Origin of the sequence: Type-D symbiont of Plautia stali (genome assembly GCF_001485335.1) — a bacterium.
GTDB lineage: Bacteria > Pseudomonadota > Gammaproteobacteria > Enterobacterales > Enterobacteriaceae > Pantoea > Pantoea vagans_C.
Window position 1 is genome coordinate 24,997 of sequence record NZ_BBOC01000048.1, and the last position, 18,290, is coordinate 43,286.

General features: G+C 56.1%; 15 protein-coding genes. 4 read left to right on the forward strand and 11 right to left on the reverse strand.

Going from position 1 to position 18,290, the window contains the following annotated elements; genetic code table 11:
- Positions 1-9: 9 nt before the first annotated feature.
- On the reverse strand, positions 10-3,057 hold the full coding sequence (fdnG, locus tag PSSD_RS15725) for a formate dehydrogenase-N subunit alpha (RefSeq protein WP_082672324.1): 3,048 nt from the start codon (positions 3,055-3,057) through the stop codon (positions 10-12).
- A gap of 183 nt (positions 3,058-3,240) precedes the next feature.
- Between fdnG and fdhD the strand changes: the two genes are divergently transcribed.
- The gene (gene fdhD / locus PSSD_RS15735) at positions 3,241-4,026 is read left to right on the forward strand and encodes a formate dehydrogenase accessory sulfurtransferase FdhD (RefSeq protein WP_439654605.1); all 786 of its coding nucleotides are present in this window, start codon (positions 3,241-3,243) and stop codon (positions 4,024-4,026) included.
- 287 nt (positions 4,027-4,313) lie between these two features.
- On the opposite strand, the gene PSSD_RS15740 is transcribed toward fdhD, so the two are convergent.
- Positions 4,314-5,120: a DeoR/GlpR family DNA-binding transcription regulator gene (locus PSSD_RS15740; protein ID WP_153011449.1), complete on the reverse strand. Its 807-nt coding sequence runs from the start codon at positions 5,118-5,120 to the stop codon at positions 4,314-4,316.
- Between the two features lie 173 nt (positions 5,121-5,293).
- Here PSSD_RS15740 and PSSD_RS15745 point away from each other — a divergent pair, with 173 nt between their 5' ends.
- The 3 genes from PSSD_RS15745 to PSSD_RS15755 all read left to right on the forward strand — a co-directional run bounded on the left by PSSD_RS15745 (position 5,294) and on the right by PSSD_RS15755 (position 8,583).
- Complete coding sequence (locus PSSD_RS15745; protein WP_058972876.1) at positions 5,294-6,634, forward strand: aspartate aminotransferase family protein; 1,341 nt, start codon at positions 5,294-5,296, stop codon at positions 6,632-6,634.
- 183 nt (positions 6,635-6,817) lie between these two features.
- Positions 6,818-7,435 (forward strand): superoxide dismutase [Mn], encoded by a 618-nt coding sequence (gene sodA / locus PSSD_RS15750; RefSeq protein ID WP_058972877.1) that lies wholly within the window; start codon positions 6,818-6,820, stop codon positions 7,433-7,435.
- Positions 7,436-7,617: 182 nt separating this feature from the next.
- Complete coding sequence (locus PSSD_RS15755; protein ID WP_058972878.1) at positions 7,618-8,583, forward strand: VirK/YbjX family protein; 966 nt, start codon at positions 7,618-7,620, stop codon at positions 8,581-8,583.
- Positions 8,584-8,590: 7 nt separating this feature from the next.
- On the opposite strand, the gene PSSD_RS15760 is transcribed toward PSSD_RS15755, so the two are convergent.
- The 9 genes from PSSD_RS15760 to PSSD_RS15800 form a co-directional block, all read right to left on the reverse strand.
- Entirely contained in the window at positions 8,591-8,953 is a 363-nt protein-coding gene (locus tag PSSD_RS15760; RefSeq protein ID WP_039335039.1) for a YibL family ribosome-associated protein, read from the reverse strand.
- A 77-nt stretch (positions 8,954-9,030) separates the two neighbouring features.
- The gene (gene mtlR, locus PSSD_RS15765; RefSeq protein WP_197063363.1) at positions 9,031-9,576 is read right to left on the reverse strand and encodes a mannitol operon repressor MtlR; all 546 of its coding nucleotides are present in this window, start codon (positions 9,574-9,576) and stop codon (positions 9,031-9,033) included.
- A 65-nt stretch (positions 9,577-9,641) separates the two neighbouring features.
- Complete coding sequence (mtlD, locus tag PSSD_RS15770) at positions 9,642-10,790, reverse strand: mannitol-1-phosphate 5-dehydrogenase (protein ID WP_039335031.1); 1,149 nt, start codon at positions 10,788-10,790, stop codon at positions 9,642-9,644.
- A 92-nt stretch (positions 10,791-10,882) separates the two neighbouring features.
- A complete protein-coding gene (locus PSSD_RS15775; RefSeq protein ID WP_039335028.1) occupies positions 10,883-12,808 on the reverse strand; it encodes a PTS mannitol transporter subunit IICBA in 1,926 nt (641 codons plus the stop codon).
- A 480-nt stretch (positions 12,809-13,288) separates the two neighbouring features.
- On the reverse strand, positions 13,289-14,002 hold the full coding sequence (locus PSSD_RS15780) for a DUF3053 domain-containing protein (protein ID WP_039335026.1): 714 nt from the start codon (positions 14,000-14,002) through the stop codon (positions 13,289-13,291).
- A 159-nt stretch (positions 14,003-14,161) separates the two neighbouring features.
- On the reverse strand, positions 14,162-15,760 hold the full coding sequence (locus PSSD_RS15785; protein ID WP_058972879.1) for a gamma-glutamyltransferase family protein: 1,599 nt from the start codon (positions 15,758-15,760) through the stop codon (positions 14,162-14,164).
- A 9-nt stretch (positions 15,761-15,769) separates the two neighbouring features.
- Positions 15,770-16,651 carry an ABC transporter permease gene (locus PSSD_RS15790; RefSeq protein ID WP_039335022.1) on the reverse strand — a complete coding sequence of 294 codons (882 nt, stop codon included), beginning with the start codon at positions 16,649-16,651 and terminating at the stop codon, positions 15,770-15,772.
- A 2-nt stretch (positions 16,652-16,653) separates the two neighbouring features.
- The gene (locus PSSD_RS15795) at positions 16,654-17,595 is read right to left on the reverse strand and encodes an ABC transporter permease (protein WP_058972880.1); all 942 of its coding nucleotides are present in this window, start codon (positions 17,593-17,595) and stop codon (positions 16,654-16,656) included.
- A gap of 17 nt (positions 17,596-17,612) precedes the next feature.
- The coding region (locus tag PSSD_RS15800) for an ABC transporter substrate-binding protein (RefSeq protein ID WP_235589239.1) at positions 17,613-18,290 on the reverse strand (678 nt) is incomplete at its 5' end.

Below are 18,290 nucleotides of genomic sequence, written 5' to 3' on the forward strand. Positions count from 1 at the left end.
TACGTACTCCTACACCTTCTCAACGTTAACCAGGAACGCCTTAAACTCAGGCGTTTGCGTGTTGGCATCACCGACAAACGGCGTCAGGGTATTGGCGATAAAGCCTTTTTTCGCCACGCCCTGATAGCCCCAGTGAATCGGAATGCCGATGGTATCGATCACTTTGCCATCGACATTCAGCGGAAGGAGGCGTTTCGTCACCACCGCCTTGGCTTTGATATAGCCGCGATTGGAACTCACTTTCACCGTATCGCCCTGCACGATGCCGAGCTTGTTCGCCAGCTTCTCGCCAATCTCCACGAACTGTTCCGGCTGCGCGATGGCATTGAGCAGCGCGTGTTTGGTCCAGTAGTGGAAATGCTCGGTGAGACGATAGGTGGTGCCGACATACGGGAACTGCTCGGCTTTGCCCATCGCCGCCAGATCGTCCTTGAACACGCGTGCGGCCGGGTTCGAGATGACGTTCGGGTGTAACGGGTTGGTGCCCAGCGGCGTTTCAAACGGCTCGTAGTGTTCCGGGAACGGACCTTCGGCCATTTTGTCGAGTGCAAACAGGCGGCCCATGCCCTCCGGCTGCATGATAAACGGCCCGACATTGCTGCCCGGTGCGGCGGCGCTGTAGTCCGGAATATCCATGCCGCCCCATTTGCTGCCATCCCACTTGAGGATTTGCCGTTTCGGGTCCCACGGATTGCCCTGCGGATCGGCAGACGCGCGGTTGTAGAGGATGCGGCGGTTGAGCGGCCAAGCCCAGCTCCAGTTCAGCGTGTTACCCAGCCCGCTCGGGTCGGTGTTGTCGCGCCGCGCCATCTGGTTGCCGTCTGGCGTCCAGCTGCCCGCGAAGATCCAGCAACCGCTGCTGGTGCTGCCGTCATCTTTCAACTGCGCAAAGCTGCTGAGCTGCTGGCCTTTTTTCACCAGCACTGTGCCTTTGTCATCCAACACGTCTGCCAGCGCCTTGCCGTTGCTCTCCATCGCCACTTCTTCCGATGCCGGGTTATCCGGCGTCTGGTAGTGCCACGTCATGTTCAGCACCTGTTCCGGCAGCGCACCGCCTTCGCGCGCATACATCTCACGCAGACGCAGGTAGATGCCGGAAAGGATTTCACCGTCATTCAACGCTTCACCCGGCGCATCCTGGCCTTTGAAGTGCCACTGCAGCCAGCGCCCGGAGTTGACGATAGAGCCATTCTCCTCCGCGAAGCAGGTTGATGGTAAACGGAACACCTCGGTCTGAATCTTCGCCGGATCGACATCGTTAAACTCGCCGTGGTTTTGCCAGAAGGTCGAGGTTTCGGTGTTGAGCGGGTCGATGGTGACCAGGAACTTCAGCTTCGACAGGGAATCGATCACTTTGCGTTTATTGGGGAACGATGCCACCGGGTTAAAGCCCTGGCACAAGTAGCCGTTCACCTTGCCTTGCGACATCATCTCGAAGTACTGCAGGACGTCGTAACCCTTATCCCACTTCGGCAGCCAGTCAAAGCCCCAGCTGTTCTCGGCCTGGGCTTTGTCGCCGAAGAAGGCTTTCATCATGCTGACGAAGAATTTCGGGTAGTTCCCCCAGTAGTTCACCTGACCCGGCAGCGTCGGTTTCGGGGTGTTTGCCGCGAGATAGGTTTGCAGATCGGTCTGTTTCTCCGAGGGCAGCGTCATATAACCCGGCAAGCTTTGCGACAGCAGGCCGAGATCGGTGAGACCCTGAATATTGGAGTGACCGCGCAGGGCATTGACCCCGCCACCCGCCATGCCCATGTTACCGAGCAGCAGCTGGATCATCGCCATGGTGCGGATGTTCTGCGCGCCCACCGAGTGCTGCGTCCAGCCCAGCGCATACAGGAATGAGGTGGTACGGTCGCGTGCGCTGGTCTCGCCGATCAGTTCACAGACGTGCAGGAAGTCATTCTTAGGCGTGCCACAAATGCGCTCAACCATCTCCGGCGTGTAGCGGCTGACGTGTTGCTTCAGCAGGTTCCATACACAGCGTGGATGTTGCAGACTGTCGTCGCGTTTGGCAAAGCCGTCGTCACCCAGCTCATAGTTCCAGCTGGTTTTGTCGTATTTCCGGTTGGCTTCGTCGTAACCGCTGAACAGGCCATCCTCAAAATGATAATCCTCACGCACAATCAGGCTGGCGTTGGTGTACGCCTGCACATACTCATGCTGGATTTTGTCATTTTGTATCAGCCACAGCAGGACCCCCGACAGGAAGGTGATGTCGGTACCGGAACGAATCGGCGTGTAAAAGTCTGCCACCGATGCCGTGCGCGTGAAGCGTGGATCGATAACAATTAATTTCGCTTTGTTGTGAATCTTGGCTTCCATCGCCCAGCGGAACCCAACGGGATGCGCTTCAGCGGCGTTACCGCCCATCACAACGATCAGGTTGGCATTACGGATGTCGACCCAGTGGTTGGTCATCGCACCGCGACCAAATGTTGGAGCAAGACTTGCTACCGTTGGTCCGTGTCAGACGCGTGCCTGGTTGTCGACCGCTAACATGCCGAGCGATCGGGTAAATTTCTGGGTTAAGTAGCCGGTTTCATTGCTGGAGGCCGAAGCACACAGCATGCCAGACGAGAGCCAGCGGTTAACGGTGACGCCCGCCGCGTTCTGCGCGATAAAGTTGGCATCGCGGTCTGCTTTCAGCAGTTTGGCGATACGGTCAAAGGCGTCATCCCAGCTGATGCGCTGCCACTTGTCCGAACCAGGCGCACGATATTCAGGGAAGTGCAGGCGGCTGTCACTGTGAACAAAATCGAGCAGGCCTGCGCCTTTCGGGCACAATGCGCCACGGCTTACCGGATGATCCGGGTCCCCTTCGATGTGGAAAATGGTCTCTTTGGCGTTTTTCGCGCCGTCACCGAGGCTGTACATTAATAAGCCACAGCCCACTGAGCAGTAAGTGCAGGTGTTACGAGTTTCGCGGGCACGCAGCAGTTTGTACTGTCGCGTTTCCGCCAGCGCTACTTCGGGTGTGAAGCCGAGCAGTGCTGCCGTTGTCCCTGCCATACCGCCAGCGCAAATCTTGAAGAAGCTTCTTCGGCTGACGTTCATGGAATATCCTTTCGACATGGCTACACATTTTTATTTTTTCTGAGTGTTGGATCGAGGCTGACAATGACCCAACTAACAGTGAGAGAATAGCAGCGAAATAATACCACTGCATTTATGTGGTTGTTGCACGAGGCGAGCAAAGTGAAAGCAAAAGCACAAGAAAGTCACCAGAGTGTGAGTGAGATCAAAGGCGCCGTGCAGGCATCGGTGCGACAACGACGCGATATTGCCTGCGTCGAAACCGACTGGCTGGCAGAAGAGGTGCCGATCGCGCTGGTGTACAACGGCATTTCTCATGTGGTGATGATGGCAACGCCCAATGATTTGGAGGCGTTTGCGCTGGGTTTCTCGCTGTCCGAGGGCATTATTGATAAGCCCGAAGAGATTTTCGGCATGGATGTGGTGCCGGGCTGCAACGGCATCGAAGTGCAGATTGAGCTTTCAAGCCGCCGTTTTATGGCGCTGAAAGAGCAGCGCCGTGCGATGGCGGGGCGCACCGGCTGCGGCGTATGCGGTGTGGAGCAGCTCGATCAGATTGGCAAGCCGCTGCAACCGCTGCCGTTTACCCAAACCTTTGATTTAGCCAGGCTGGATATCGGTCTGGCGCAACTGCGTAACTACCAGCCGATTGGCAATCTTACCGGTTGTACACATGCCGCCGCGTGGATGTCGTCGCAGGGGGAATTGCAGGGTGGCTGTGAAGATGTTGGGCGTCACGTGGCGCTGGATAAACTGCTCGGCCATCGCAGCCAGCAGCCATGGCAGCAGGGCGCGGTGCTGGTCTCCAGCCGCGCCAGCTATGAGATGGTGCAGAAGTCGGCAATGTGTGGCGTGGAGATTTTATTTGCGGTTTCTGCTGCCACTCAGCTGGCGGTTGAGGTTGCCGAAAGATGCAATTTGACGCTGGTGGGGTTCAGCAAGCCGGGACGCGCCACGGTTTATAGCCATCCGCAGCGTTTGCTGCCCTGATGGTCGCCATCAATGGCTAGTTAAACGACTGACGATAACGCCGTCTGGGGCCGCACCGGGGCTATCCGCAGCGCTGAGACTTTTACGTTGGGCCAGGAGACCCACGCGGGGAGGCGTGGGGCAGTTCGCGGCCGACCATGGATGGTCATCCGCGAACGGTCCGTCCGGCACGACGTGGAAGTCGAAGGTACCGCTTTAGCGGCGCGAGGACGGCCCAGAGGGGGCAGTAGTGGCGGCAGAGCCCGCACTGAAAAGACAGGCCACTCATTCATCAGCGGCCTGAGTTCTTAACTGACGAGCATCACGCCGCAAATGGCGTTAAACCACCTGCACGTCCGGCAGCGCTTTTTGAATGCTGCCAGTGCGCCTGCTTTTGTCGGGCCGCCATCGCAGATCAGCAGATCCACTTCATTGATGGGCGCGTACACCGTCCGGCTTATCACACCGAGTTTGCTGTGGTCGGCTAATAAGATAGTGCGACTGGCCTGCTGCACCATGGCGCGGGCAATGGCGGCTTCGTGCGGATGGAAACTGCTGGCGCCGTTTTTGGCGTCAATGCCCACCGGCGAAAGCAGCGCCACATCGGCACGATAGCGGTAAATCTCACCCACTGTCATCTCACCACGCGTCTGCTGGGCGCCCGCCATCATCATACCGCCAAGCAAAATCACCTGATTATTCAACGTCTCATGCTCTTCGGCAGCGCTCAACGCAAGGGCGGCTTGCAAACTGTTGGTGATAATCGTCAGGCCAGACATGGTGCGTAGCGCTTCTGCCAGCATGGTGGTGGTGGTGCCTGCATCGAGAAACAGCGTCTGGCCCGGCTGTAAATGCTGTGCAGCCGCCACGGCGATGGCGCGTTTCTCTTTTGCCTGCGCATTGCGGCGCACCTGTAACGGAGGCTCCGGCTGGCTGTCCATCGCCACCAACCCCCCGTGCACACGGCGGGCTAATCCCTGCGCTTCCAGTTCGATAATGTCGCGCCGTGCCGTTTCCCGCGAAATGCCCAATTCTTTAATAATGCGTTCCGTACTGACCTGATGTTGCGTGGTCAGAAGGGCGCGAATGCGGTGTAAGCGGGTTTCCTGCAGCATGACATTTCCCTGTAGCCTAATGATCTGGGCCTAAGCTTACCTGAGTGTCATCACGGCGTCATGTGTATTTGGTTGTATTTGTGTATTTGGTTGCATTTCTCAGTAAAGCAGGCATGATGTCTGCAAACGGTCATACATCATGCACCCCTTTCACCTTCGCAACGGGAGTTACCATGGCTACACGTTCCACCATCATGGACACCAACAGTTTTCGTGCTGAGCACGCCGACGGTCTGGATGCGGCAACCCGCAAGCTAACAGACAAGCGCAGCAAAGTGTTGGGCGAGTCATATCGCCTGTTCTATCGTAAGCCGGTGCATCTGGTGCGCGGTGAAGGCCAATATCTGTGGGATGCCGCAGGTAACAAATACCTCGACGTCTACAACAACGTGGCGAGCATTGGGCACTGCCATCCAGCGGTGATTGAAGCCGTCAATCAGCAGATGAAAATGCTGAACACCCACACGCGCTATCTGCATGAACGTATTCTGGACTACACCGATGAGTTACTGGCCACCACACCGGATGCCATCGACCGCGCCATGTACATGTGTACCGGTTCAGAAGCGAACGATCTGGCGATTCGTATCGCGCGTGCCTTCAGTGGCGGTACCGGGATTATCGTGTCGCAGGAAGCCTACCATGGCACCAGCGATCTCACCTCGGGCGTCTCGCCGGCGTTGGGCAGCGGCCAACCGCTGGCGGCAACCACGCGCTTAGTGTCACCGCCGGATGCTTATCGCGTAAATGCACCGGATCTGGGTGCATGGTTTGCCAATGAAATTCAGAAGCAAATCGACGACATGAAAGCCCACGGCATTAAATTTGCGGGCTTCCTCGCCGACTCCATCTTCTCATCCGATGGTGTGCTGCCGAATCCAGCGGGCTTCCTGCAGAAAGCGGTGGATGTGGTACATGCCAACGGCGGTATCTTCATTGCTGATGAAGTGCAGCCCGGCTTTGGCCGTACCGGTGATGCGTTCTGGGGCTTCGCCCGTCACGGCGTGGTGCCGGATGTGGTGACCACTGGCAAACCGATGGGCAACGGCATTCCGGTTTCTGGACTGCTGGCGAAGAGTGATGTGCTGGCGGCGTTCAGTGACGACATCCCTTACTTCAATACCTTTGGCGGTAACCCGGTGGCGATGGCCGCCGCGCAGGCGGTGCTCACCGTGATTAAAGAAGAAGGTTTGCAGGAACACAGCCGCGTGGTGGGTGCCAAACTGTTGATCGAATTGCAGAAGTTGATGGATCGCCATGACAGCATCGGTGATGTGCGTGGTGCAGGCTTGTTTATCGGCTTCGAGTTGGTACAGGACCGCGAGAGCAAAACCCCGGATAAAGCACTGGCGCTGGACCTCACTGAGAAGCTGCGCGATCACCATGTGCTGACCTCGGTGGCAGGGCCATACGGTAACGTGCTGAAGCTGCGTCCACCGTTGGCGTTCCAGGAAGCGGATATCGACTGGCTGGTCGGTGCGTTGGACAAATCTCTGACCGAATTAGGCCGTTAATCACTCCCCACAAGAAGGTGTGTAGCGGTCTGTGCGCACCTTTTTCCAGAATCATCAAATCCTTATCATTTCTAAGGCATTGATAACCCTTTTCCAGATCATGATTTTAACTATAATGATCCGACTGCTTACGCGGCACACTGCGAAGGTGATGCTGCAAAACATTAAATGGAGAGGAAGAACATGAGTTATTCACTGCCATCCCTGCCTTACGCATACGATGCACTGGAACCGCACTTCGACAAGCAGACGATGGAAATCCATCACTCTAAACACCACCAGGCTTACGTTAACAACGCCAATGCAGCGCTGGAAGGGACCGAATTCGCTAACCTGCCGGTTGAAGAACTGATCGCTAAACTGGATCAGCTGCCAGCAGACAAAAAAGGCCCACTGCGTAATAACGCGGGCGGCCACGCTAACCACAGCTTCTTCTGGAAAGGCCTGAAACTGGGCACCTCGCTGCAGGGCGAACTGAAAGCGGCTATCGAAAAAGATTTCGGCAGCGTTGAAGCTTTCCAGGCTGAGTTTGAGAAAGCCGCTACCACCCGTTTCGGTTCAGGCTGGGCGTGGCTGGTGAAAAAAGGCGACAAACTGGCTGTGGTTTCAACCGCTAACCAGGACAGCCCACTGATGGGTGAAGCCATCTCTGGCGCATCAGGTACCCCAATCATCGGTCTGGATGTGTGGGAACACGCTTACTACCTGAAGTATCAGAACAAACGTCCTGACTACATCAAAGCGTTCTGGAACGTGGTGAACTGGGACGAAGCGGCTGCACGTTTCGCTGCTGCTAAGTAATCCTGCCATCGTGCTCAACCGGTGAACCTGTTTCACCGGTTTCTTCTTTACGAAATCTAAACACTTCTTCAACCACTCCGATATTTCCCTCACTGATAATTCCCTTGTGGTCGTTATTAACGCGTCGTTGATAATTTGGGGCATACAGTAGCCGCAGTCGATCTCGCGAAGCTAAAATAACTATGTCTACTATCACAACCTCTGTGACGGATAATCATTCGTCGACCGCGCTGTTTTTGCCGTTAATCAGTGGCAAAGTCACACCGGATAAATTATGGAACAGTAAAATGTTCCGCTTTAAATATGCGTTACGCTCTCTGGTATTCCCAATTACCACCTTTAATTATCTCAACGAACTGGCGAAGCTACCGTTTCTGCCGCAGTTGTTGTGTATGCAGGGTTTACTGCCTGCCAAACCGCATCGCCCTTATCTGTGTGCCGGTTTCAGTGTGGCACAGCGTGCACAAGCACTGCTGGACCATTACCAGTTGATGAACCAGCTGGATAATGCCAGCCTGCGCCAACTGATGTTAAGCCCGGCAAAAAACGTGATTGCTGCCTTTACGGGAAAAAATGATGAGGCGTTTGTTATTCACTGCTGTCCGGGACATTTTGATCGTGAAGGTGAAATAACCCTGACGCTGCATTATCAAGACATAAATATTGCTTCACTCTCATTTTCCATCATTCAGGAAAAAAACACGCGAACATTATTGGTTGGTGGATTACAGGGGCCGCGTAAACACATATCAAATGATGTGATCCGTGATGCGACAAAAGCCGCGCAGGGTGTCTTCCCGAAACGTTTACTGATGGAAGCGGTGTTTATTTTAGCGCAGCAGTGCGGCGTACAAGCTATCACGGCGGTGGGGGATACCACTCATGTGTTTCGCAGTTTGCGCTATCGTCACAGCAAGAGCGACAAATTCTTTGCCAGCTACAGCGAGTTTTGGCGCTCATTGGGCGGGGAAATGCGTCAGGATGAAATGTTTACGCTGCCACTGCGTATGGAGCGGAAGGATCTTGAAGAGATTGCCAGCAAGAAACGCGCAGAGTATCGCCGCCGTTACGCCATGCTGGATACGCTCAATGAGCAGGTGCTGCTGGCCGCGGGCGGCGTAGAACGCGACGTATCACACGCCGCGTAATCACTTATCAGAACGGCTGCTTCGCGTAGCCGGTCATCACTTTCAGCCCCATCTCACGCCCCAGCGCGGTCATCGGATGCACCACCACCAGGCCGCGCACGCTTTTCTTTAATGCGCCCATGTTAGCCTGTTCTTTCTTGGTGATTTCACGGCTGAAGCCCAGCTTCTGCAACTGCTGCGCTTCTTTGCTCAGTTTTTCATCACGCACATTACGCAGACGCTCAATTTCCTGCACCAGCGTCTCTTTCTCTTTCAACAGCTCGCCGAGCTTTTCGGCATCGCCCGCTTCCAGCAGCTGCGGTTCTTTGCGATTCAACGCGTCTAACTGGTCACTGAGGCGTTTGATCTCGGCTTTTTCTTGTTCTTTCATCAGGGGGAAACTCGTTAAGGAAAACAGGCAAAGGATACATCAAATTGGGGTGAATTTGCAGCAAAGCGGGGATTTGCCTAAACCGCAGGTTTCTTAAACGCCTGCTTATGCGATATGCGGGAAATCAGCTCCGTCAACGACAGCACCATGGTGGAACGCACCATCTGCAAATAGCGTTGCTGCTGCATACTGCGCAGTGCATCGTCTTCACGGGTGAAGTCGGGCTGCGGTGGCCAGGCCACGACGCAATGCAGTTCGCCAAACGGACCCAGAATTTCATCGTCGGTGAAGCGGTAATCGCTGGTGTCGTGATTCAACTCCTCACGCAGCGCCAGCAACAGTTCACAATCTTCATATTCGTGGCGATTGATCACGCCCAGGCCGTAGATTAGCTTCAGGCGCACGGAGAGTTCCCCCAGCGGGCCATCACCCAGCAGCAAGGGTTCCACCGCATACTTAACGGCATAATCGTCTTTGCGAAACACCTGCAAGACCAGCAGGTTCACCGCTTCGGCGAGTAACTCAACGGCGGCGATCAGGAAGCTTCTCACCGATCGACCGGCGTTCAGGCGCTCTAGCACCCGGTTTTCAAAAGCTTGCTTCTCTTCCATTATTGCCTGCATCGTTCAGATACCGCCGACGGGCACGGTTGGCCACCGTGCCCGAATGAGCTATTAAAGGGCGCGCATTATGCCATAGCGTTGTAAGCACTCACCACAGAGGTGACCACTTCGCTATTGGCGTCCAGTCCAGAGATCTCCGCCAGCGTGGCCTGTGGGCCTTTCTCTGCCAGCAGCGCAGCGAGTTCTTGCGCCTGGGGATCGGCTTCGCTGCGATAATGCATGGCGGCGGCAATGCCCTGAACCAGACTGGCGTGCGGCAAGCTGTACTCCAGCGTGCCCAGTGTTGGCTTGATCAGACGGTCACCGGCGCTCAGCTTACGCAGCGGCTGGCGGCCAACACGCTCAACATCGTCTTTCAGGTACGGGTTTTCAAAGCGGGTGAGGATTTTCTGGATATAGGCCGCGTGCTTATCGGCGTCAAAACCGTAACGCTTGATTAGCACCGCGCCGCTTTCCTGCATCGCACCCTGAACCACGGCACGCACTTTTTCATCGAGAATCGCATCACGAATGGTGGCGTGGCCGGCCAACTGACCAAGATAAGCGGTAATGGCATGGCCGGTGTTCAGGGTGAACAGCTTGCGTTCCACAAACGCCATCAGGTTATCGGTGAGTTCCATGCCCGGAATGTTCGGCAGTGCGCCTTTGAACTGAGTTTTGTCGACGATCCACTCGCTAAAGGTTTCCACGGTGACTTCCAGCGGATCGTTGCTGCCGGCTTCAGATGGCGGCACGATGCGGTCCACAGCGGAGTCGACGAAGCCGACGTTAGCTTCAACCCATGCGTGATACTGCTCTGGCAATGCTTTCAACACGTGCTGTTTCAGCTGGCTGGTGCCGCGCACCATGTTTTCACACGCGATGATGTTCAGCGGACGGACATTACCGTTATCGCTGCGTTTGGCCAGCCCCTTCGCGACACCACCTGCGATGCGCTCCAGAATCTGCGGACCAACCGCCGTGGTAACGATATCAACCTCAGCAATCAGCGTCACGATGTCGTCGCTAGTGCTATTAACGGCGCTGACGCCGGTCACCATTTCAACTTTTGCCTGCTCGCCAACCACATGAACCGGATACTCATGACGGGCGTTAAGGGCATCAAGAACCACCTGATTGACATCCGCGAACACCAGTTCAATACCGGCATCAGCCAGTAACTTACCGATGAAACCGCGGCCGATGTTACCTGCTCCAAAATGTAACGCTTTCATAAATTTGACCCATATCAAATGACGAAAGGGCGGGCAAATCCGCCCCGGAAATGTGGGACGGGCTTGCCCGCCCCAGGGAGTTAAAACGTGGTTTACGCTTTAGGCGACAACAACGCCAGCACTTCTTCAACGCTGGTGGTGTTCGCCAGCTTCTCAATCACGCTGTCATCATCCAGCGCGTTGGTCAGGCTGGTAATCACCTGGATGTGTTCGTTGTTGCGTGCCGCGATACCGATCACCAGGCGCGCAACGTCATCCGCTTCTTCACCAAACAGCACACCGGCGGGATACTGGCAGAACACGATACCGGTTTTCAGCACGCGATCTTTGGCTTCCACGGTACCGTGCGGTACGGCGATAGACTCACCCAGGTAAGTCGGGGTCAGCTTCTCACGCTCCAGCATCGCTTCGACGTATTCCGGCTGGACGTAACCGCCTTTCACCAACTGCTCACCGGCAAAGCGAATCGCCTGCTCTTTGTTGCTGGCGGTCAGGCCGAGGAACACGTTGTTTGCACCGAGTTTGAACAGGTTGGCACTGCCGTCGTCATAGCTGTCTGCCAGCGTGGTCTGCACCGTCTCACGATGTGCTTCGCTGCGGTTGGCGGCCACCAGACGCTCGGTCAGGTTGCTGTACAGCGCGCTGTCGAGGAAGTTGTTCAGCGAAATATGCTGCGCTTGCGGCGCCTGGCGCATCGCACGTTCGGTCAGATCGCGGTGGGTGATCACCAGGTCAACATCCCCCGGCAGCGAGTTGATCGCGCTGTTGGTCACCGAAATATTGCTCAGACCGGCATCCTGCACTTTCTTACGCAGCACACCTGCACCCATGGCGCTGGAACCCATACCGGCATCACAAGCGACGATGATTTTACGCACGTGGCTGACGTCAACGCTGTTGGCATCGGCAATCACTGGCGAACCCGCAACGGTCTGGCCTTTTGACTGCGCTTTCATATCACGCATGCGCTGGGTCGCGGCTTCGATATCGTCATCTTCTTTCACTTTGCTGGTTTTCAGCAGGATAGAAGAGACCACGAAGGAGACAGCAAACGCGGCGATGATGGCAGCGATGTTAGCGAAGTAAGCCCCTTTTGGTGTCATCGCCAGCACAGCCAGGATTGAACCTGGAGAAGCAGGAGACACCAGGCCGCCGTTCAGCACGGTCAGGGTGAACACACCGGTCATACCACCGAGGATAACTGCAAGCAGCAGACGCGGTGCCATCAGCACATACGGGAAGTAAATTTCGTGGATACCACCGAGGAAGTGGATGATCGCCGCACCGCCTGCAGACTGTTTGGCGCTACCGCGACCAAAAATCATGTAAGCAACCAGCACGCCCATACCCGGGCCTGGGTTAGCTTCAATCAGGAAGAAGATAGATTTACCGGCTTCGCTCGCCTGCTGGATGCCCAGAGGAGAGAAGATGCCGTGGTTGATGGCGTTGTTGAGGAACAGGATTTTCGCTGGCTCAACAAAGATCGAGGTCAATGGCAGCAGGTTGTTCTGCACCATCAGGTTTACGCCCGCCGCAAGGATGTGCGACAAACCTTCTACCAACGGACCGATGCCGATGAACGCCAGCAGCGCCAACAGCATACCGATAATACCGGCTGAGAAGTTGTTAACCAGCATCTCGAAGCCGCTTTTGATCTTACCATCAACCATACGGTCAAAGGTTTTGATCGCCCAGCCGCCCAGTGGACCGGCAATCATCGCGCCGAGGAACATCGGCATATCTGCACCGACAATCACGCCCATGGTGGTGATAGCACCGACCACGCCGCCGCGATCGCCGCCCACCAGACGTCCACCGGTGAAACCGATCAACAGTGGCAGCAGGTAAGTGATCATTGGGCCGACGAGTTTCGCCAGCGTTGCGTTAGGAATCCATCCGGTTGGGATGAACAGTGCTGTGATGATACCCCAGGCGATAAACGCACCGATGTTTGGCATCACCATGTTACTCAGAAAGCGACCAAAGCTCTGGACCTTGACCTTCGCTGATGAGGACATAAACCCACCCCTTATTGAGACGCGCTGCAATAAGAGCGCGGTTGTTTTTGTTAAGACTTTTATTGAGCCATTCCGGCGCGGGCCGTGGCATCACTGTATGCACGCGGACTCTAGCACTAGTTTATTACGCTGCGTAGCATCCGGGATAAGTGTGATGCAGATCACGCAATATTGGGGTGGTTGGGGTGCTATAAGGTGACGTAGATCACACTATTGGGGTGTAAGAAAAGTACGGTGGCGAAATATTAAGCAAAACAAGGTGATAAATGTGACTTAAGTCACCTTTGCAAGGATGAGGTTTGTCTCGTAAATGTGATTTGGATCACAAATATTTTTTGGTCGAAAATGCGCCAGATCACACTCTGTCTACGCAGAAAAGTCAGTTGTAAGGAAGTGACGAAAAATCTGAAAAGAAGGACGGAGGGATAACGACTGTAGGGGCGACCGTCTGGCCGCCCGGCATCAGGTTATATCGCGCGGTTACAAACCACCCTGCACGGCATTTTGCGCTTGGGTCAGTGCTTGTGCATTGCTGGAGAGGTTGCTCATTAGCGTGTTGTACTGCGTGGCTTGATCCTGAGTTGGGAACTGCACGCCGCCGTCGTTAAAGCTCACGCGAGTGCCCTGTGATTGCAGATAGTCACCGGTTTGCACCGCCGCCTGGCTCAATGCCTGCAGCTGAGGCAGCAGGGGAATCAGGGTACTGGCAGGCTGCGTCACCACTTTGGCATACACGTTGTCATACACTTTTTTCAGATCGTCGGGCTGCTTTAGCGTGGCTTTGCTGCTGTCGGCCTGCATTTTGGCGCTTTGAATCTGTTGCGACAGCACACTCAGGTTGCCGCTCGCCTGGCGCAGAGAATCACGGCGGGTCAGATAATCTTGCGGTACACGGATTGCCGCCAGCTCATCCACCACGGGACGCATGCCTTGTTCAACCGCTTGGTTGGCCTGCTGAGAGAAGCCATACAGGATGGCGTAGTCGCTGGCGTAGTTACCGAAGGTTTGCTTCTGGTTTTCGCTCAGGCTGGGCAGATGTTCACCGCTACGCATGGCGGTGTTCTGCAGGAAATCGGTGAAGGCTTTACGTTGATCGCCTTCTTTATCGCCACAGGCGGTAAGTTGCAGCACTACCAGTGCGCTGACCATAAGCATGCCGGTACGCATCCAGATGCGGGATAATCCTGACGCCATGTTGAACTCCTGTTATGGCTATATATACGATTCAGTGGGAATGGTCCTAAAGAATAGTGCAATGGCCTGGAGTGCACAACGGCTGGCGGTCGCCATAAATGGCGACCTCACAAAGTTGGATGCAATTTTTCGTAGGGTGCGCATTAATGCGCACCGATATTAAAACACCAGTGCCTGCCCATCTTTGCGGCTTTCTGTGGCGGCGATGTAGAAGCCTTGCGAATCGCGCACAATCGCCTGCGCACCGCCGAAATTGTAGCTTTGCAGCGGATCTTCCACCGTAATCTGGTGCCCCATCTCACGCAGCTTCGCCAGCACGTTACGATCAATCCCTGGTTCCACCACCACTGCGCGGCCTTGCTCGACACGCCAGCGTGGGGCATCAATCGCCGCCTGCGGGTTCTGTTTATGCTGCATGATGCGCAACGCCAGCTGCAAATGCCCCTGCGCCTGCATCGGTCCGCCCATCACGCCGAATGACATCAATGGCTGGCCTGCGGCATCCAGAGCAAATGCCGGGATAATGGTGTGGAAAGGGCGTTTCCCGCCTGCTACCACGTTGGGATGCTGTGGATCGAGTGAGAAGCCGCAGCCACGGTTTTGCAGGCTGATGCCGGTATCCGGTACCACAACACCAGAGCCAAAGCCCATATAGTTGGACTGGATGAACGACACCATCATACCGCTGGCATCGGCGGTTGAGAGGTAGACGGTGCCGCTTTGCTGCGGTGAACCGAAGGTAAAATCACCGGCCTGGTCAGGATTGATCAGTTGCGCACGCTGCTGCAAATAACGGTCGCTCAGTAACAGCTCTGCCGGGAATTCCAGATGATCGTAATCCGTGACGTAGCGATCCAGATCCACCAGTGCCAGCTTCATTGCCTCAATCGACAGGTGCAGCCACGGCACCGAATCAGGCTGATAACGGCCAATATCCCACTGCTCCAGAATACCCAATGCAATCAGCGTGGCGATGCCCTGACCATTCGGCGGCAGTTCCTGCACCGATCCACCGGCAAAGGGGCGTGACAGCAAATCGACCCAGTCAGCACGGTGGTTGTTGAGGTCGGCCATACTGAGCGCTGCGCCATGCTGCTCGGCAAAGGCCACGATTTTCTCCGCCAGTTCCCCGCGATAAAACGCTTCGCCGCGCGTTTCGGCGATTTTCTGCAACGTCGCAGCCTGCGCCGGGTTACGGAACAGTTCACCCGCGCGCGGGGGCTGGCCATCCGGTGCAAAGCACGCGGTAAAGCCCGGTTGGGCTTTCAGTTTGTTGTAACCGCGCTGCCACAAGTGGGCAATCAACGGCGAAACCGGGAAACCATCACGGGCATATTCGATGGCCGGTTGCGCCAGTGTGGTAAGCGGCAGGGTGGCGAAGCGCTCGGCCAGCGCAACCCAGGCGGAAACCGCACCGGGTACGGTCACTGCTTCCCAGCCGATTTCCGGCATGGTGCTGTGCCCGGCAAAGCGATCCGCACTCCAGGTGGCGGGGGAGCGACCGGAAGCATTCAAGCCGTGCAGCTGTTTGCCATCCCAGATAATCGCAAACGCATCGCTGCCAATGCCGTTGCCAGTGGGTTCCAGCACGGTGAGCGCCATGGCGGTGGCAATCGCGGCATCCACCGCATTGCCGCCTTGCTGCAACATGCGCATGCCTGCTTGTGCCGCCAACGGCTGTGAGGTTGCCACTGCATTGCGTCCCATCATCGGGGCACGGTGTGAGGCGTAGCTAACGTTGAAATCCAAATCACTCATAACGGTTCCTTAGTGTGAGTCATTGCGCGGATCAAGCGCATCGCGCAGTCCGTCACCCAATAGATTGAAGCCCTGCACGGTAAGAAAAATAGCCAGACCTGGGAAAATCGACATCCAGGGTGCCTGCTCCAGATAGCCTTTGGCGGTATTCAGCATCGCTCCCCAGGAAGGAGAAGGTGGCTGCTGACCCAGGCCGAGGAAGGACAAGCTGGCTTCGGTGATAATGGCGGAGGCAATTGCCAGGGTGGCCTGCACCAGAATCGGAGACATCACGTTGGGCAGCACATAGCGCAGGATGATCCAGCGATCCGGCAAGCCAATGGCACGTGCGCCGTCGATATACTCTTCATGGCGGATGGCGATCACCTGGCCTCGCGTCAGGCGGGCAAAAATCGGCATCGCCGACAGGCCAATCGCGATCATCGCATTCGAGAGGCTCGGTCCCAGGAAGGCACCCAAGGCGATGGCCAGAATCAAAAACGGGCAGGCCAGCAGGGCTTCGATAAAGCGCGAAATAATGCCGTCGCACCATCCTTGCCAGTAGCCGGCAATCAAGCCTAGCGGCACGCCAATCAAAATGGCGATCATCACCGAGATACAGCCCGCCAGCAGTGAGGTGCGGGCACCCCAAATCAGGCGTGACAGAATATCGCGGCCCAGTTCGTCAGTACCAAACCAGAAGAGTGCCGAAGGGGCTTTGCGCACCGCCAGGAAGTTAGCCTTGATCGGATCGGCGGGGGCCAGCCAGGGCGCCAGCAGCGCCACGGCGACAAACAGCACAACGATTACTGCACCTATCATGGCGCTTTTGTTGCGCAGAAATTTATTCAGTACCCGGCGCTTAGGGCGTGTGACTACGGGCACTGCGCCCGCTGTTAAAACCTCGCTCATGGCTAGCCTCGCATTTTCGGGTTGATTAACAGATAGAGCACATCCGCCAGCAGATTCAGCAGCAGAAAGCCGATCGCTACCACCAGCACCACGCCTTGCACCACGGCGTAATCACGGTTGAAGACCGCATCAACAATCATCTTGCCGAAACCAGGCAGGGTGAAAACCTGCTCAGTCAGCACCGCACCGCCCAGCAGTTCACCAAACAGCAGCGTGGTGAGTGTGACGATCGGCATTAACGCGTTGCGGAAGGCATGCTTCAACACCACTTTTGGTGCCAGCAACCCTTTGGCGCGTGCGGTGCGGATGTAATCGGCTTTCAGCACGCCGATCATTGAGGCGCGGGTATGCCGCATCAGCGTCGCCGCCAGGCCGGTGCCTAATACCAGCGCAGGCAGCAACAAGGTTTTCAGGTTCTGCACCACATCTTCGCTGATCGGCACAAACCCGGAGGCGGGCAACCATTGCAGATGCACGGAAAACAGCAGGATCAGCAGGATACCCAACCAAAAATGCGGCACCGAAATGCCGGATAGCGCGACAAAGTTGGTGGTGTGATCGACCCAACTGTCTTTGCGCACCGCCGCGATGATGCCCATGCTGATGCCAATCGAAAGCGCAATGATCATCGCCAACAGCGACAGCTCCAGCGTCACCGGCAGTTTGCTGGCGATCAGTGCGGTAACCGGCTCTTTGGTGCGCAGTGACATACCGAGATCGCCTTGCAGCGCACTCCCCACCCACGCGAAATACTGGGTAGATATCGGATCATCAAGGTGATACTCGGCACGTAACTGCGCAATCACCGCCGGATCGCGCTCCTCTCCAGCCATCGCCAGCACCGGATCGCCCGGCAGCAGTTTTTGCAGGGCGAACACCATAATGCTCACCAGCAGCAGCGTCGGAATGGCCAGCAGCAGGCGTTTAACAATCAGTTCCAGCATCATCGCTCCTCAGCGGTTTACTGCGCCAGGCTCACACCGGCCAGACGGACTAAACCATCCGGCCAGGCTTTAAAGCCCTGCAACTTTTTCGTCATGCCAAAAATACGCGGCTCAAAGTAGAGATAGGCGATAGGCATATCGGTTTGCAGTTGATTTACTACCTTGCCGTAGAGCGCCTGGCGTTGTGCCTGGTCATTGGTGAGGCGGGCAGCGTTCAGCCACTCATCGACTTGCGCACTGCTGTAGCGCCCGTCATTCAGCGTGCCTTTGCTGTTGATAAAGGAGTAGATGCTGCCATCCGGATCGGGACGACCTGACCAGCCAGACAAACTGAGCTGGTAATCACCGCGCTGCTGGCGATCCAGCAAGGTGGCGAACTCGCTCATCTGTAAATTGAGGTTAAAGCCCGCCTCGCCCACCATCGCCTGAATCACCTGACCGACCTGCTGTGCCGTGGGGTTGTTGGTCACCATTAGCGTCAGATTCAGTGGTGTGGTGACGCCAGCGGCTTTCAACAGCGCCTTGGCTTTCTCCACGTCGCGTGCGGCGATAGGCGTGTTGACGTGATAAGGGCTCACTGGAGAAAATGCCTGATTGGAGGGGGTATACAGCCCTTCAAATGCCACCTGATTCAGGGCATCGCGATCGATTGCCAGCGAGAAGGCTTCACGCACGCGCGCATCTTTCAGTGGGCT

Excerpts from the sequence above, each read along its gene's own strand:
- PSSD_RS15780 (WP_039335026.1), bottom strand. The coding sequence starts at position 14,002 with ATGGCGTCAGGATTATCCCGCATCTGGATGCGTACCGGCATGCTTATG.
- sodA (WP_058972877.1), top strand. The coding sequence starts at position 6,818 with ATGAGTTATTCACTGCCATCCCTGCCTTACGCATACGATGCACTGGAA.
- PSSD_RS15745 (WP_058972876.1), top strand. The coding sequence starts at position 5,294 with ATGGCTACACGTTCCACCATCATGGACACCAACAGTTTTCGTGCTGAG.
- PSSD_RS15755 (WP_058972878.1), top strand. The coding sequence starts at position 7,618 with ATGTCTACTATCACAACCTCTGTGACGGATAATCATTCGTCGACCGCG.
- PSSD_RS15775 (WP_039335028.1), bottom strand. The coding sequence starts at position 12,808 with ATGTCCTCATCAGCGAAGGTCAAGGTCCAGAGCTTTGGTCGCTTTCTG.
- mtlD (WP_039335031.1), bottom strand. The coding sequence starts at position 10,790 with ATGAAAGCGTTACATTTTGGAGCAGGTAACATCGGCCGCGGTTTCATC.
- mtlR (WP_197063363.1), bottom strand. The coding sequence starts at position 9,576 with ATGCAGGCAATAATGGAAGAGAAGCAAGCTTTTGAAAACCGGGTGCTA.
- PSSD_RS15785 (WP_058972879.1), bottom strand. The coding sequence starts at position 15,760 with ATGAGTGATTTGGATTTCAACGTTAGCTACGCCTCACACCGTGCCCCG.
- PSSD_RS15740 (WP_153011449.1), bottom strand. The coding sequence starts at position 5,120 with ATGCTGCAGGAAACCCGCTTACACCGCATTCGCGCCCTTCTGACCACG.
- PSSD_RS15790 (WP_039335022.1), bottom strand. The coding sequence starts at position 16,651 with ATGAGCGAGGTTTTAACAGCGGGCGCAGTGCCCGTAGTCACACGCCCT.
- PSSD_RS15795 (WP_058972880.1), bottom strand. The coding sequence starts at position 17,595 with ATGCTGGAACTGATTGTTAAACGCCTGCTGCTGGCCATTCCGACGCTG.
- PSSD_RS15760 (WP_039335039.1), bottom strand. The coding sequence starts at position 8,953 with ATGAAAGAACAAGAAAAAGCCGAGATCAAACGCCTCAGTGACCAGTTA.